Origin of the sequence: Henriciella aquimarina (assembly GCF_002088975.1) — a bacterium.
GTDB classification, from domain to species: Bacteria; Pseudomonadota; Alphaproteobacteria; order Caulobacterales; family Hyphomonadaceae; genus Henriciella; species Henriciella aquimarina.
The window spans coordinates 65358-78745 of sequence record NZ_NCST01000077.1 but is presented as its reverse complement, the minus strand read 5'-3'; the positions used below and the strand labels follow the sequence as shown (position 1 = coordinate 78745).

Here is a 13388-nt window from a genome sequence, read left to right as displayed (position 1 = left end):
CGCGCGGGGTGACATCGTCGAGCAGGCGCAGCGAGGGCAGGTCGGCCTCCTGCGGGGCGGGCGGCGTCGCGCGCAGAATGTACCAGATCACGGGCAGCGCGATCAGGCCCAGCAGCGCGAGCGGCGCGCCGAACAGGAACGGCCCGAGCATCATAGGCGGGCTCCGAACAATTCGAGCGACTGTTTCATGGCCGCGGCGGCACGCTGCAGCGGCTCGCCGGTCGAGTGGCGCACCAGCTGCCAGCCCATGCCGGCGGCCATGGTTTCAAGCGCCTCGAAATGCGCCTGATAGCGTTCGAGATATTCCTCGCGGATGGTCTCGGCGCGTCCGAAGATGCGGAAAAGGTTGCCGCCGGGCCGGGAAAAGCGCACGCGGCCCTTCCAGGGAAAGCTTGCTTCCATCGGATCGTTCACCGCCAGCAGCACGCCTTCCTTCGACTTCGCCGCCAGCGGGGCCAGCCGGTCGCGCCACACCTCGACCGGGTCGTAGAAGTCGCTGGCGATGACGAAGATGGACTGGCTCTTCGGCGGCGGCGGGAAGTTCTCGCCGCGCCGGCTGACCAGGTCCTCGGCGAGCTTGTCGCCAGCCGCCTTGCCGAAACCGGGCGTGCGCCCGCTGCCGAGCGCGCCGATGCGTTCCCCGGCCTTCGAGAGCAGAAGGCCAGCGGCCAGCATGACGATTCGCGCGGCATCGGCCTTGTGCAGGCGGGCGGGCTCTCCGGCCCAGTCGAAGCCCTTGTGCGGGTCGCACCAGAACAGCACCGTGCGCGCGGTCTCAAGCTCGGTCTCGCGGACATAGAGTTCGTCGCCACGCGCCGAGCGGCGCCAGTCGACGCGCTGGGCGGCGTCTTCCTGAGCATAGTGGCGGTACTGCCAGAACTGTTCGCCGGTCCCGGCGCGCTTGCGCCCAGCCGCCCCCAGATGAGCCGTGTCGGCGGCGCGGGCATTCAGGCTGACGCCCGGCAGCGAGCGGGCCAGCACTTCGGCCTCGGCGCGGATGGTGGCGGCGTCCATCATGGGGCCACCCGGTCGGCGCAATCGAGCGCGGCGTCAAGCCGGGTGCGCCAGGCCGATGATTCGTCGGCGGCTTCCGACAGCGTCGTCAGCCGGTCCTGCTCGCTGAGCCCGGCCTCGGCATTGATGCCGTTCACGAAGGCTTCTGCCTTTGCGCTCTGGCGGGCAAACCCGGTTTCCGGAATGTCGAGCCCTTCGCGCGCGGCCCAGACGTGCAGCACGCGGTTGCGCGCATCCTGAAGCTGGCTGTGTGCGGCCTGACGGTCGGTTACGGGCAGATCGTCGCCGGCCACCTGCAGCGATAGCGTCGCCCGCTGGATCGCGCGGTGGCAGGCGGCCAGCGCCTCGGCGCTGGGCGACTCGGGGGATGGCGTGCAGGCGGCAAGCAAGCTCACGCCGGCAAGCCCGATCCCCGCCAGCACATATCCGGATCGCAGGGCGAGGCTCATTTCAGACGGCAGCTCTCGCAAGATCATCGATCAGCTCGCGCAGGGACGGGGCCTGTCCGGTCGGATCGTAGCGCATCGCCATACGGTGGCCGAGACAAGGCTCTGCCAGCGCCTCGACATCTTCCAGCGACGGGGCAAGCCGGCCGCGCAGCAGGGCGCGAGCCCGGCAGGCGAGCATCATGGCCTGGCCGGCACGCGGGCTCGGCCCCCAGTCGATGAAGCGTTTGACGCGCTCATCGGCGGACTGTTCGGGCCGGGCTTCGCGGACAACGGCGAGAATCGCGGCCAGCACCTTTTCGCCGACCGGCATCTGACGCACGAGTTTCTGAAGTTTCTGCAGTTCGCCCTCGCCAAGCGCGGACTGGACTTCGGCATCGCCGGTGCCGGTGGTCTCGATCAGGATTTTCCGTTCGGTATCGATATCGGGATAGGAGACGTCGATCTTCAGCAGGAAGCGGTCGAGCTGGGCTTCCGGCAGCGGATAGGTGCCTTCCTGCTCAATCGGGTTCTGCGTGGCGAGCACGTGAAACGGCTCCGGCAGGTCGTAGCGCACGCCGGCGACGGTGACATGGTGTTCCTGCATGGCCTGCAGCAGGGCCGACTGGGTGCGCGGCGAGGCGCGGTTGATCTCGTCGGCCATCAGCAGCTGGGTAAAGATCGGGCCCTTGATGAAGCGGAAGCTGCGTTCGCCGCTGGCGCTCTCATCCAGAACTTCGGAGCCGAGAATATCGGACGGCATCAGGTCCGGCGTGAACTGGATGCGCGAGGCATCGAGCCCGAGCGCCGTGCCCATCGCATTCACCAGCCGCGTCTTGGCGAGGCCCGGTGCGCCGATGAGCAGGGCGTGCCCGCCGGCCAGAATGGCCGAGAGGGCGAGTTCGATCACACGCTCCTGGCCAAAGATGGCCTTGGCGATCTCTTCCTTTACCTGCGAGAGTGTCTCGCCAGCTGCTTCTGCATCCTGAACGATGGCCTGATTATCGTCTGCCATGAGGTCTCCGTCTTCACTCCCGGGTACAACAGACCTAGGTCTAGGCAAAAACATGGCGGAGCGCGACGTGAATTCCAAACAGAATACTGCAATCAGTCTAGAAGAGCTCCTGAAAGTGATCGCACCGGACCCGGATGGGCGGAAACTGCCGCCGGTGGAGCAGTGGTCCCCGGAACGGTCCGTGGACATCGACATGGAAATTCGGGCCGACGGAAGCTGGTGGCATGAAGGCGGCCGAATCAACCGTGAGAAGCTGGTCAAACTCTTCTCGACCATTCTGCGAAAGGACGCCGATGGCAGCGTCTGGCTGGTGACGCCGTATGAAAAGGTCGTCGTCCATGTCGAGGATGCGCCGTTCATGGCCATCCGTGTCGACCGCGCCGGCGAGGCGGGGGCGGACCAGACGCTGGCCTTCAAGACGAATGTCGGCGATGTCGTCCTGGCCGGGCCGGACAATCCGATCCGCGTCGAGACCGATCCGGAAACGCTCGAACCCTCGCCCTATGTCCTGGTGCGCGGACGGCTCGAGGCGCGGCTGTCGCGCCCGGTCTTCTATGAGCTGGCCGAAATGGCGGAGCCGCACCCGGACGATGAAAACACACTTGGTGTCTGGTCGAAGGGCACCTTCTTCAGTATCGGACCGGCCCTGTAGGCAGGGGTTTTCCGCTCATGGCATTTGTCGATCTCGATGATTTTCTGGCCCGCGCGCGCCTCCGGCTCGATCCGGTGCAGGGCCGCGAGCGCCTGCCGGAAGGCGGTGATCTCGAATATCTCGACCCCGAAGCCATCACCAATATCCGCGCCGCCGCCGTGCTGGTGCCGCTGATCCCGCGCAAGGGCGGCGCGACCGCGCTGCTGACCCATCGCCCGGAGACGATGCCGACCCATGCCGGACAGGTCGCCTTTCCGGGCGGCAAGGTGGACCCGGAAGACGCCGACGAGGTTGAGGCCGCGCTGCGCGAAGCGGAAGAAGAAGTCGGCGTCGTGCCCGACAGTGTCGAGCTTGTCGCCCGCGGCGCGCCCTACATTACCGGCACGGCGTTCCGGATCGTGCCCGTGATCGGCGTGCTGCCGGCTGATTTCGTGCCACGGCCCGACCCGACCGAAGTGGCCGATGTCTTCGAGGCGCCGCTCTCCTTCCTGATGAGCGCGCACAATCACACCCGCCGCTCCGGCTACTGGAACGGCCAGACGCGGCACTATTTCGAGATGCCCTGGGAAGGTCACAGGATCTGGGGCGTGACGGCTGGCATCATACGCGCTTTATATGAAAGGCTGTACGAAGCCGGGGAGGAAACAGCGGCGTGACTTACAGGCTGATATTCGAACTGGTCCTTTTTCTGACGCCGTTTCTGGCGTTCGGGATCTGGCGCCTGGCCACCGAAGAAGCCATCGAGGAAGGCCGGAAGCCCTGGCCGATCGCCGTCCTGTTCGGCATTGGCGCATTCCTGGCGGTCACCGCCTGGATTGTCCTCATCTTCATGGACCGGGGCGGGCGCGAGATGTGTTACGAGCCCCGCCGGCTGGTCGATGGCGAGATGGTCGGCGGGCGCGAAGTGCCCTGCGAGAAGCTGAAGGACGATCTCGGCCGGGCCGCGACGCGCGATCCGGGCGGCAAGGCGCATGGCCTCGGCGGGACCGACAATGCCGGCCCCGAGACCGCGCCCGGCCCGCTGGAGCCGCCGCGTGAAGTACAGGACGACGATCCGCAATGACCGATCTTGCCGGCCAGACCTGGCTGACCGACGCGAAGACGCAGGCCGTGATGGCGGCGCTCGAGACCGCGCGGCCGGGCAGCGCGCGCTTTGTCGGCGGCTGTGTGCGCAATGCGCTGATGGGGCTTGAGGTCGACGATATCGACATCGCTACCCAGCTTCAGCCCGATGCCGTGATCGCCGCGCTGGAAGCCGCCTCCATCCGGGCCATTCCCACCGGCATCGAGCATGGCACCATCACGGCTGTGTGCGAGGGCCGGCCCTTCGAGATCACGACGCTGCGCCGGGACGTGGAGACCGACGGCCGCCGCGCCGTTGTCGCCTTCACCGAAGACTGGGCCGAGGATGCCGGGCGCCGGGACTTCCGGCTCAACGCGCTTTATGCCGAGCCCGATGGCACGCTGCATGACCCGACGGGCGGCGGGATCGAGGATGCCGGCCATGGCCGCGTCATCTTCATCGGGGATGCCGATACCCGCCTCAAGGAAGACTATCTGCGCATCCTGCGCTTCTTCCGCTTCAATGCCTGGTATGGCGCCGGGATCGACGAAGCGGGCCTCGCCGCCTGCGCGCGCCAGAAAGAGGGGCTGAAACAGATCGCTTCGGAGCGCATCTGGAAGGAGCTCCACAAGCTGCTCGCTGCGCCGGACCCGACCGAGGCGGTCGCCGCGATGAAGGAAAGCGGCGTGCTCGACATCCTGCTGCCGGAAGCCGAAACGCTGGAGGGGCTGCACGATCTGCGCGTCAGCGAGACGCTCGCCCGCGTCAAGCCGGACCCGATGCTGCGCCTGATGGGGCTCATCCATCGCAGCGCCAATTCCATCATGGCCGTTTCGAAACGCCTGCGCCTGTCGAACGCCGAATCCAACCGCCTCACCATGTGGGCGGCTGATAATCTGCCGGATGTGACTGCGCTGAACGGGCGCGAGCTGCGCCAGGCGCTCTACTGGCATGGCCGGCAGGCGGTGGTGGACCGGGCGCTGACCTCCGGCCGCGATGTGCGCGACCTGGTGCATGCCGTCCTCGCCTGGAAGCGGCCGGAATTTCCCATTGGCGGCGACGATGCGCTGGCGGCCGGCCTGAAAGGCCCGGAGATCGGAAAGGCCCTGCGCGCGCTCGAGGAATGGTGGATGGCCGAGGACTTCCAGCCCGACCGGGACACGCTGCTGGCGCGGCTGGGGAAGATTAGTTGAATTGCACGCTTAAGGTGAGCATGTTATAACGCATGTTCTAACGTTTGGAGTGTTGAATGTCTTTTCAGACCAAGGTTCGCAAGATCGGCAATTCGCAGGGCGTGGTGATTCCGGCTGATGCGCTTAGCCGTCATGGCGTACGTGAAGGCGATGAACTGATGCTGACGATCACGCCGGACGGATTCAGCCTGCGCGTCTATGATCCTGAAGTTGCTGAACAGGTCGAGGCTGGCCGCGAAATCGCGAAGCGCTACAAGAACACGCTTCGGGAGCTTGCGAAGTGACGCCGAAATGGCTTCACCACGCAACCATTGAAATCCTTCATGACGAGAGCCTGGCCAATCATGGCGGACTGAGCGGACTCCGCGATAGCGGACTGCTGGAAAGCGCGTTGGAGCGACCGAAGAACAGGCATCATTATGGCGACGGCGATATTCACAATCTCGCCGGGGAATATGCTTTTGGTATTGCGTGCAACCATCCGTTTCTGGACGGGAACAAGCGCACGGCGTTTCTCGCCGCTGCGACATTTCTGGCGGTCAACGGCTATACTCTGACGGCATCGGAGGCCGACGCGACCCTGAAGACGCTGGCGCTTGCCGCTGGAGAGTTGGATGCGGACGCCTATGCCGCCTGGCTCAAGGAGCAGACCGAACCGGTCTGATCCCTCAAGGCCACTTCACCACGGGCGGCATGGACGACAGGATCGAGTTCACATTCCCGCCCGTCTTCAGGCCGAAGGTCGTGCCCCGGTCATAGAGCAGGTTGAACTCGACATAGCGCCCGCGCCGGATAAGCTGCTCCTCGCGCTGCTCCGGCGTCCAGCTTTCCGGCATGCGCCGGCGCGCGATGACCGGATAGATCTCGGCGAAGGCGCGGCCGACATCCTGGGTGAAGGCGAAGTCGTCGTCCCAGTTGCCGCTGTCATGACGGTCATAGAAGATGCCGCCCGTGCCGCGGGGCTCCTGGCGGTGGGGCAGGTAGAAATACTCGTCGCACTGTTTCCGGAAGTCGGGATAATAGGCCGGATTATGCCAGTCGCAGGCAGCTCTCATCGCGGCATGGAAGTCGACCGTGTCCTGAAATCCCTCCTCGCGCTGATAGTCGAGCAGGGGGGTGAGGTCGGCCCCGCCGCCGAACCAGCTTTGCGAGGTGACCAGCATGCGGGTGTTCATGTGCACCGCCGGCACACGCGGATTGTGCAGGTGCGCGATCAGCGAGATGCCGGACGCCCAGAACTTGCCGCCGGACTTGTCGGCGCCGGGGATCTGCGCGCGGAAGGCTTCGGAGAAGTCGCCATAGACGCAGGAGAAATGCACGCCGACTTTCTCGAAGAACTTGCCCTTCATGATGGCCATGGTGCCGCCGCCAAGGTCTTCCGAGCCGTCGCCGCGTGTCCACGGGGTCTTCTCGAACCGGGCGGGCGGGCCGTGGTAGAGGGGCGGCTGGGCCTCGTCCTCGAGGGCCTCGAACCGGGCGATGATGTCAGCCTGGAGTGATTCGAACCAGGTCCGCGCTTTCTGTTTTCTGTCTTCGAGCATGAGACTGCTCATGGCGTGTCTCTGCCGGCCGGTAAAGGCCGCAAAGCGCCGGAAAGGCAAAAATGGCCTGTCGACAATGACGTATGCGACAGGATGACACCGCCCGTCACTGCTCTGCAGGCGGCGTCCAACCGCCGCAGGGCTACATGTGTGCCTTGCAAACACCGGGCGGGCACGCTAACCGCAGCGCAGGAATTTCGGGGAGGCGGTCTTTTGCGGCGTTGCGCCGCAATGAAATTGCGCCCCGTTAATGTATGCATCTCGGAGCAATCCTTGGCCAGAGGACCTGAAGAGTGAGCGACGCGACCAATACCGAGCACGAGACGATCGACGAAGATCGCCGCGACTTTATCCATATTGCGACGGCTGCAACGGCAGTCGCTGGCGCTGGCGCGCTGGCCTATGTCTTCGTCGACCAGATGAATGCAGCCAGTGACACCAAGGCCGCCTCCAGCCTGGACGTGGACATCTCCAAGGTGCCGCTGGGCGGCGAGGTGCGTGTGCTGATCGGCGGCAAGCCGTTCTTCATCCGCCACCGCACCGAGCCCGAGATCAAGGCTGCCGAAAATGTCGACATCAGCAAGCTGCGCGATCCGCAGACCGATGATGAGCGCCTCGTGCCGATGCAGGACGGCAAACTGAACCGGGCTTACCTGGTGACGTCCGGCACCTGTACGCACCTGGGCTGCGTGCCGGTTGGCCCGGCACAGGGCAATACGGGCGACTTCGGGGGCTGGTACTGCCCCTGCCACGGCTCGCACTACGATACGTCAGGCCGCATCCGCAAAGGCCCGGCCCCATCCAACCTGCCGGTGCCCGACTATCGCTATGTCAGCCCGACCGTTATCAACATTTCGCTTTAAGAGAGGACGCCTGAGCGATGAGCGGACACCCCTCTACCTACGAACCCAAGACCGGTTTCACGAAATGGCTCGATACGCGGCTGCCCATCGTGCGGCTCGCCTATGACAGCTTTGTCGATTTCCCGACACCGAAGAACCTGAACTACTGGTGGACCTTTGGCGGTATCCTGGCCGTCTGTCTGGCCACCCAGATCCTGTCAGGTGTCGTCCTGGCCATGCACTATACGCCGTCGGTCGACGGGGCTTTCGCCTCGGTCGAGCGGATCATGCGCGATGTGCCTTATGGCTGGCTGATCCGCTACATCCACGCCAATGGCGCCTCGATGTTCTTCCTGGCGGTCTACATCCACATGTTCCGCGGGCTCTATTACGGCTCCTACAAGGCGCCGCGCGAAGTCCTGTGGATCCTGGGCTGCGTCATCTTCCTCCTGATGATGGCCACCGCCTTCCTCGGCTATGTGCTGCCCTGGGGCCAGATGTCCTATCACGGTGCCAACGTCATCACCGGCCTGATCGGCGCCCTGCCGGTCGTCGGCGACAGCATCAAGGCCTGGCTGATGGGCGGGCCGTCGATCGGCAACCAGACGCTGCAGCGCTTCTTCTCGCTGCACTACCTGCTGCCCTTCATGATCGCCGGTGTTGTCATCCTGCACATCTGGGCGCTGCACGTGCCGGGCAACAACAACCCGGCCGGCGTCGAAGCCCGCAAGGATCCGGAAGGCCTCAAGAAGGACACCGTTCCCTTCCACCCGTACTATACGGTGAAGGACGGCTTCGCGATCGTCGTCTTCCTGCTGATCTTCGCAACCTTCGTCTTCTACATGCCGAACGTTCTCGGCCACGCCGACAACTATATCGAGGCGAACCCGCTGGTGACGCCGGCCCACATCGTGCCGGAGTGGTATCTGCTGCCCTTCTACGCGATCCTGCGGGCCATCACCTTCGATATCGGCCCGATCCCGGCCAAGCTGCTGGGCGTGATCGCCATGTTCGGTTCGATCGCCATCCTGTTCGTGGTGCCGTGGCTGGATACCTCCAAGGTGCGCTCGATGCGCTACCGTCCGGTGGCCCGCCAGTTCTTCCTCGGCTTCGTGGTGGCCGGTCTGCTGCTCGGCTGGTGTGGCGCGTCCAACCCGGATGACCCGATTATTCCGATGGGCTCCGACCAGCTGGTCGTCAGCTATACCGACGCCAACGGGAACGAAGCGACCCAGACCTATGAAGAGTATGAGGCGGCTGCGACCTTCCGCGACCAGAAGATCGCCGACGGGACGGATGCCTCGATCGCTGTCCAGAAGGCCCCGGCCTTCCGGTTCGTGCACCTCGCACAGATCCTGACGGCGTATTACTTCGCTTACTTCCTGATCATCCTGCCGCTGCTCGGCCTTCGTGAAAAACCGAAGGATGAGCCGGCTTCCATCCACAAGGCTGTGCTCGGCCACGACCGCGCAGCCCCCGCACCGGCCGAATAAGAGGGACGGACATGAAATTCCTGCGTTTCATTTCTGCTGGACTGGGCGCGGCTGCGCTCGCCATGAGTGCCCAGGCCGCTGGCGGCGCGCTGCACGCCGGACCGCCCGAAGGTGGCTGGGCGTTCGAAGGCCCGCTCGGCGAGCTCGACATGGAGAGTGTCCAGCGCGGCTATCAGGTCTATCGCGAGGTCTGTGCCTCCTGTCACTCGATGCGGCTGCTGCACTACCGCAATCTGGGTGAGCCGGGCGGCCCGTTCTACGATCCGGAATATCCGAACGCGAACAACAATCCGCTCGTGAAGTCGTTCGCGGCCATGGACGAGATCCTCAGCGACACGCCGAACGATGTCGGTGACTATGAATACCGCCCGGCGCGCCCGTCGGACGAGTTCAAGTCGCCCTATCCGAACGACCAGGCCGCCCGCGCGGCCAATGGCGGCGCCCTGCCGCCGGATCTGTCGGTCATCACCAAGGCCCGTCATGGCGGCGCCAGCTACATCTATCACCTGCTGATCGGCTATCCCGAGGACGAGGCAATCTCGACCCGTGAGATCGAAGTGCCTGCCGAGGAAGCCGAAGGTGAGAGCGAGGGTGAAGCTGAAGGTGAAGAGGCCGGCCCGACCACCGAGACACAGACCGTCATCGATGTCAGCCGCATGCACCAGCTTGAGGAGCATGGCGGCCATTATGAAGGCACGCTCGTCCAGCCGGTCGGCCAGTACTACAACCCGTACTTTGCCGGCGACACTGCCGCACAGTGGGAAGGCGATCCGCGCCACACCCCGCCCGGCGGCTTCCTGGCCATGCCGAAGCAGCTGAGCCCCGGCCGCGTGCAATATCTCGACGGCACCGAGGCGACGGTCGAGCAGATGGCCCGCGACGTGGCGGCCTTCCTGCAATGGGCCGGTGAGCCCAAGCAGGAGCAGCGCAAGTCGACCGGCCTGGCTGTCATGATCTATCTTTTGATCCTGGCCGTCCTGCTCTGGTTCTCCTTCCACCGCATCTGGCGGAAGGTCGACCACTAAGGCATCACGCCGGTCTCATAATTGAGTGATTTTCGAGTTCCCGGGCGGCTTTAGCTGTCCGGGAATTTGTATCTGAGGGCCTGAACGGCCGAATAGATCCCGTAGACACCGATGGCGAGGGCGGCGGCGAGGAAAAGCTCCAGGCCGAAAGGCTGAAAGCGGATCCAGCCGAGCGTCGCCGCCAGGCCGCGAATATCGCTCTGATCGGCCGACAGACCGCCGAGCAGCAGAAAGCCGCCCACCAGCCCGAACAGCAGCCCGCGCCCGGCAATGCCGGTGGCGATCACGGGCGTCATCCGGCCGGCCCAGCCGCTCAGATCGATATTGTGCTTCCACTGGCCGGACCGCGCGCGCCAGACCTGAGCGCAGCCAATGCCGATCAGGATGAGACCGCCCAGCGCCACCAGCCAGCGGCCATAGGGCTGCTCCATCAGCCATTTCGCGGTGGTCTCGGTCTTGCCGCCATTGTCGCCGCCATTGTTCGCGCCGAAGGTCACCGCGATCGCTGCCACGCCGACCAGAAAATAGCTGGTGCCGGACGAGATCATGCCGAGGCGGGCGAGGATGCCCTTCGCGTCATGGCCCTGTTTCTCGGTATCGGCGATGGCCTGCTGAAAGCGCCAGAGGGCATAGAGAAAAAGGCCAATGCCCAGTGCGACGAGCAGGATGCGCCCGCCCTGCTGGTTCTCCAGCGCCCGGAAAGCATCGCCCGGACTGGCGCCATCTTCAGACTTCGAGGAGAAGGCCCCGTCCAGGAGAAGCCAGGCTACGGCGGCGTAGACGAAGGCCCGCGCGCCGAGTCCGGTGCGGGCAATCACTTCCGTCACCGGGTTCGGGAGCGCCTTGTCTGTCATGACAGAATGACGCGGGGGATGGGCGCCCAGTTCCCTCGCCTTGCTCACACGCTCTTGATTTCCCGGCCCGTGCCTGCTTCTGCAACAACAGGATCTGGCAAGTGAGGACAGGGCATATGAGCAAATGGGTGATCGGGATTATCGGCGGGTCGGGCCTGTACGCGCTGGAAGGCCTGGAAGGCGCCGAGGCCGTCACCGTCGAGACGCCCTGGGGCGCGCCGTCGGACCAGCTCGTGAAAGGCCGGATCGGGGATGTGACGCTCGTCTTCCTGCCGCGCCACGGCAAGGGCCACCGCCTGTCGCCGAGCGATGTGCCTTACCGCGCCAATATCGATGCGCTGAAGCGGATGGGCTGCACCGATGTGCTCTCGATCTCGGCTTGCGGCTCTCTCAAGGAAGCCTATGCGCCGGGCGAGTATGTTATGGCCGACCAGTTCATCGACCGCACCTTCGCCCGCCAGAAGAGCTTTTTCGGCCCCGGCATGGTGGCGCATGTCTCGATGGCCGATCCGGTCTGTTCGCGCCTGTCGGGATTGGCTGGCGATGCCGCCGAAGCCGCTGGCGTCACCGTCCATCGCGGCGGCACCTATCTCGCCATGGAAGGCCCGCAATTCTCCTCGCGCGCCGAGAGTTTCCTCTACCGCCAGTGGGGCTGCGACGTGATCGGCATGACCAACATGCCCGAGGCCAAGCTCGCCCGTGAGGCGGAACTGCCCTATGCGACCATCGCCATGGTGACCGATTATGACTGCTGGCACGACGAAGCCGAAGCCGTCTCCGTCACCAATGTGCTTGAGATCATGCAGCAGAACACCGAGCGCGCCAAAGAGGCCATCCTGACGCTCGCCCGCAGCCTGCAGGGCACGTCGCGCACCCCCTCGCCGCAGGGCATCGAGACCTGCCTCGACTTCGCGATGATCACCGCGCCCACTGCGCGCGATCCGGAGGCGCTGAAGAAGCTCGACGCCGTGGCCGGCCGCGTCCTCTGACCCCTCGCCACCGTGCCAGGCCCGCTCAGAAGTCGCTGAGGTCCGGCACCCGGCCAAAGGCGATCTTGGCGCCGGCATAGCCGCCCGGCGGCTGGCGGTTGAGGCCGAAGCCGATCACCGATTGCTGGTGGCGGGTATTCACCGCATCGATCAGGTCGCTCAGCTGTTCGCGCCGGTCGCGTGTCTCGGCCACGCCCGGCTGGGTGAAGAGGTCGCTCATATGGTCCTTGGCGCTGACGAGGTCGTGCATGAAGACCGACAGGCGGGCGAAATCGCTGCGCGTGTGCCCGGTCTCGACAGCCTCGCGGTAGAACCGGCTCAGCGCTTTCAGGAAGGTCTGGTCGTCGCGCGCCGGAAAGAAGCTCGTTTCCCAGTGAAGCGGGTGGCCCTCGCGCCGTTTCAGCGACAGGGTGAACCGGCGGGCGAGATAGCCCTCGCGGCGCATCCGCCGGCTCGCCTTCACCGTCAGCAGCCGGGCGACCTCGAAGGCGCTGTCGAGGCTGCGCCAGCCGCTGACGAGCACGCGGCCATGCCCGAACATGCGCCGGCTGGTCTCCGGGCGCGCCACCGCATAGCCGCGCAGCTGCGCCCAGAAGCGCTCGCCCTCGACACTGCCCCAGATCGCGCGGGCATGTTTGGGCGAGAGGTGCCACAGCGCCTCCATGGTGAAGATGCCATTGCGGTGCAGCCGCGCCAGCATGCCCTTGGCGATGCCGGGCAGGTCGTCCAGCGGCAGGTCCAGCAGCGGGCCGGGCAGGGCCTCGGGGGACAGCACGGTGAGCCCGTTGGGCTTGTTCATTTCCGCGGCGACCTTGGCAAGAAACTGGTTCGGCCCGAGCCCGATGGATGGCGTCACCCAGGGGCCGATTTCCTCGCGCAGTCCGGCGCGGATCCGCTCGGCCAGAGCTACGGCGCCCGCCTGTTCGCTGGGACAGAGCCGGCATTCCATCTCGTCGACCGACCAGACTTTCGCCACCGGGACGAAGCGGTCGATCACCCGCAGGATCTCGTGATGCATGCGGACATAGACGTCATGGCGCGCCACGGGCAGGGCGATGTCGGGGCAGAGCCGTTTGGCCTCCATCGCGCTGGTGCCGCGCTGCAGGCCATAGCGCTTTGCGGTGTAGCAGCGGGCGATCAGGCTGGTGTGCGGGGAGTCCAGCGGCACCACGCCGACGGGCCGGCCGCGCAGCTCCGGACAGAGCTGTTTCTCGACGCTCGCAAAGTAGCAGTCGAAATCGATGTAGAGGCATTCAAGGGTGTCCGGCTTGCGCATGCTGTT

General features: G+C 65.4%; 17 protein-coding genes. 10 read left to right on the top strand and 7 right to left on the bottom strand.

The window, feature by feature from the left end:
* The 4 genes from B8784_RS12860 to B8784_RS12845 form a co-directional block, all read right to left on the bottom strand.
* Positions 1-151, bottom strand: a 151-nt coding sequence (locus B8784_RS12860; protein ID WP_233356121.1) for a BatA domain-containing protein, incomplete at its 3' end; no start/stop codon positions are given.
* Positions 151-1017 carry a DUF58 domain-containing protein gene (locus tag B8784_RS12855; protein ID WP_233356117.1) on the bottom strand — a complete coding sequence of 289 codons (867 nt, stop codon included), beginning with the start codon at positions 1015-1017 and terminating at the stop codon, positions 151-153. The genes B8784_RS12855 and B8784_RS12860, both read right to left, overlap by 1 nt.
* The gene (locus B8784_RS12850) at positions 1014-1463 is read right to left on the bottom strand and encodes a hypothetical protein (protein WP_084398353.1); all 450 of its coding nucleotides are present in this window, start codon (positions 1461-1463) and stop codon (positions 1014-1016) included. The genes B8784_RS12855 and B8784_RS12850 overlap by 4 nt, the downstream gene beginning before the upstream one ends.
* A gap of 1 nt (position 1464) precedes the next feature.
* A complete protein-coding gene (locus B8784_RS12845) occupies positions 1465-2454 on the bottom strand; it encodes an AAA family ATPase (protein WP_084398352.1) in 990 nt (329 codons plus the stop codon).
* A gap of 67 nt (positions 2455-2521) precedes the next feature.
* On the opposite strand from B8784_RS12845, the gene B8784_RS12840 reads away from it, so the two are divergent.
* The 6 genes from B8784_RS12840 to B8784_RS12815 are packed head-to-tail and all read left to right on the top strand — an operon-like array spanning position 2522 to position 6026.
* Positions 2522-3106, top strand: coding sequence for a DUF1285 domain-containing protein (locus B8784_RS12840; RefSeq protein ID WP_233356115.1), 585 nt, complete (start codon positions 2522-2524; stop codon positions 3104-3106).
* Between the two features lie 17 nt (positions 3107-3123).
* Positions 3124-3762: a CoA pyrophosphatase gene (locus B8784_RS12835; protein WP_084398350.1), complete on the top strand. Its 639-nt coding sequence runs from the start codon at positions 3124-3126 to the stop codon at positions 3760-3762.
* The gene (locus B8784_RS12830; RefSeq protein WP_084398349.1) at positions 3759-4169 is read left to right on the top strand and encodes a hypothetical protein; all 411 of its coding nucleotides are present in this window, start codon (positions 3759-3761) and stop codon (positions 4167-4169) included. Before B8784_RS12835 ends, B8784_RS12830 begins: the two co-directional genes overlap by 4 nt.
* Positions 4166-5362 (top strand): CCA tRNA nucleotidyltransferase, encoded by a 1197-nt coding sequence (locus tag B8784_RS12825; protein WP_084398348.1) that lies wholly within the window; start codon positions 4166-4168, stop codon positions 5360-5362. Before B8784_RS12830 ends, B8784_RS12825 begins: the two co-directional genes overlap by 4 nt.
* Positions 5363-5418: 56 nt before the next feature.
* Positions 5419-5646 (top strand): AbrB/MazE/SpoVT family DNA-binding domain-containing protein, encoded by a 228-nt coding sequence (locus tag B8784_RS12820; RefSeq protein WP_084398347.1) that lies wholly within the window; start codon positions 5419-5421, stop codon positions 5644-5646.
* Positions 5643-6026 carry a type II toxin-antitoxin system death-on-curing family toxin gene (locus B8784_RS12815; RefSeq protein WP_084398346.1) on the top strand — a complete coding sequence of 128 codons (384 nt, stop codon included), beginning with the start codon at positions 5643-5645 and terminating at the stop codon, positions 6024-6026. The genes B8784_RS12820 and B8784_RS12815 overlap by 4 nt, the downstream gene beginning before the upstream one ends.
* A gap of 4 nt (positions 6027-6030) precedes the next feature.
* On the opposite strand, the gene hemF is transcribed toward B8784_RS12815, so the two are convergent.
* The gene (gene hemF / locus B8784_RS12810; protein WP_199288583.1) at positions 6031-6915 is read right to left on the bottom strand and encodes an oxygen-dependent coproporphyrinogen oxidase; all 885 of its coding nucleotides are present in this window, start codon (positions 6913-6915) and stop codon (positions 6031-6033) included.
* 281 nt (positions 6916-7196) lie between these two features.
* Between hemF and petA the strand changes: the two genes are divergently transcribed.
* From petA to B8784_RS12795, 3 genes are read left to right on the top strand one after another with little or no spacing between them, the layout of a single operon-like run.
* Positions 7197-7766: a ubiquinol-cytochrome c reductase iron-sulfur subunit gene (gene petA / locus B8784_RS12805; RefSeq protein ID WP_084398345.1), complete on the top strand. Its 570-nt coding sequence runs from the start codon at positions 7197-7199 to the stop codon at positions 7764-7766.
* 17 nt (positions 7767-7783) lie between these two features.
* Positions 7784-9238, top strand: coding sequence for a cytochrome b (locus B8784_RS12800; RefSeq protein ID WP_084398344.1), 1455 nt, complete (start codon positions 7784-7786; stop codon positions 9236-9238).
* 11 nt (positions 9239-9249) lie between these two features.
* Positions 9250-10263, top strand: a complete 1014-nt coding sequence (locus B8784_RS12795) for a cytochrome c1 (protein WP_084398343.1) — start codon at positions 9250-9252, stop codon at positions 10261-10263.
* A gap of 50 nt (positions 10264-10313) precedes the next feature.
* On the opposite strand, the gene B8784_RS12790 is transcribed toward B8784_RS12795, so the two are convergent.
* Positions 10314-11165, bottom strand: coding sequence for a DUF1206 domain-containing protein (locus tag B8784_RS12790; RefSeq protein ID WP_084398342.1), 852 nt, complete (start codon positions 11163-11165; stop codon positions 10314-10316).
* 68 nt (positions 11166-11233) lie between these two features.
* Here B8784_RS12790 and B8784_RS12785 point away from each other — a divergent pair, with 68 nt between their 5' ends.
* Positions 11234-12106 (top strand): S-methyl-5'-thioadenosine phosphorylase, encoded by an 873-nt coding sequence (locus B8784_RS12785; protein WP_084398341.1) that lies wholly within the window; start codon positions 11234-11236, stop codon positions 12104-12106.
* A 25-nt stretch (positions 12107-12131) separates the two neighbouring features.
* Here the strand turns inward: B8784_RS12785 and B8784_RS12780 are convergent, their stop codons facing one another.
* The gene (locus B8784_RS12780) at positions 12132-13382 is read right to left on the bottom strand and encodes a Y-family DNA polymerase (protein ID WP_158085677.1); all 1251 of its coding nucleotides are present in this window, start codon (positions 13380-13382) and stop codon (positions 12132-12134) included.
* Positions 13383-13388: the final 6 nt, after the last annotated feature.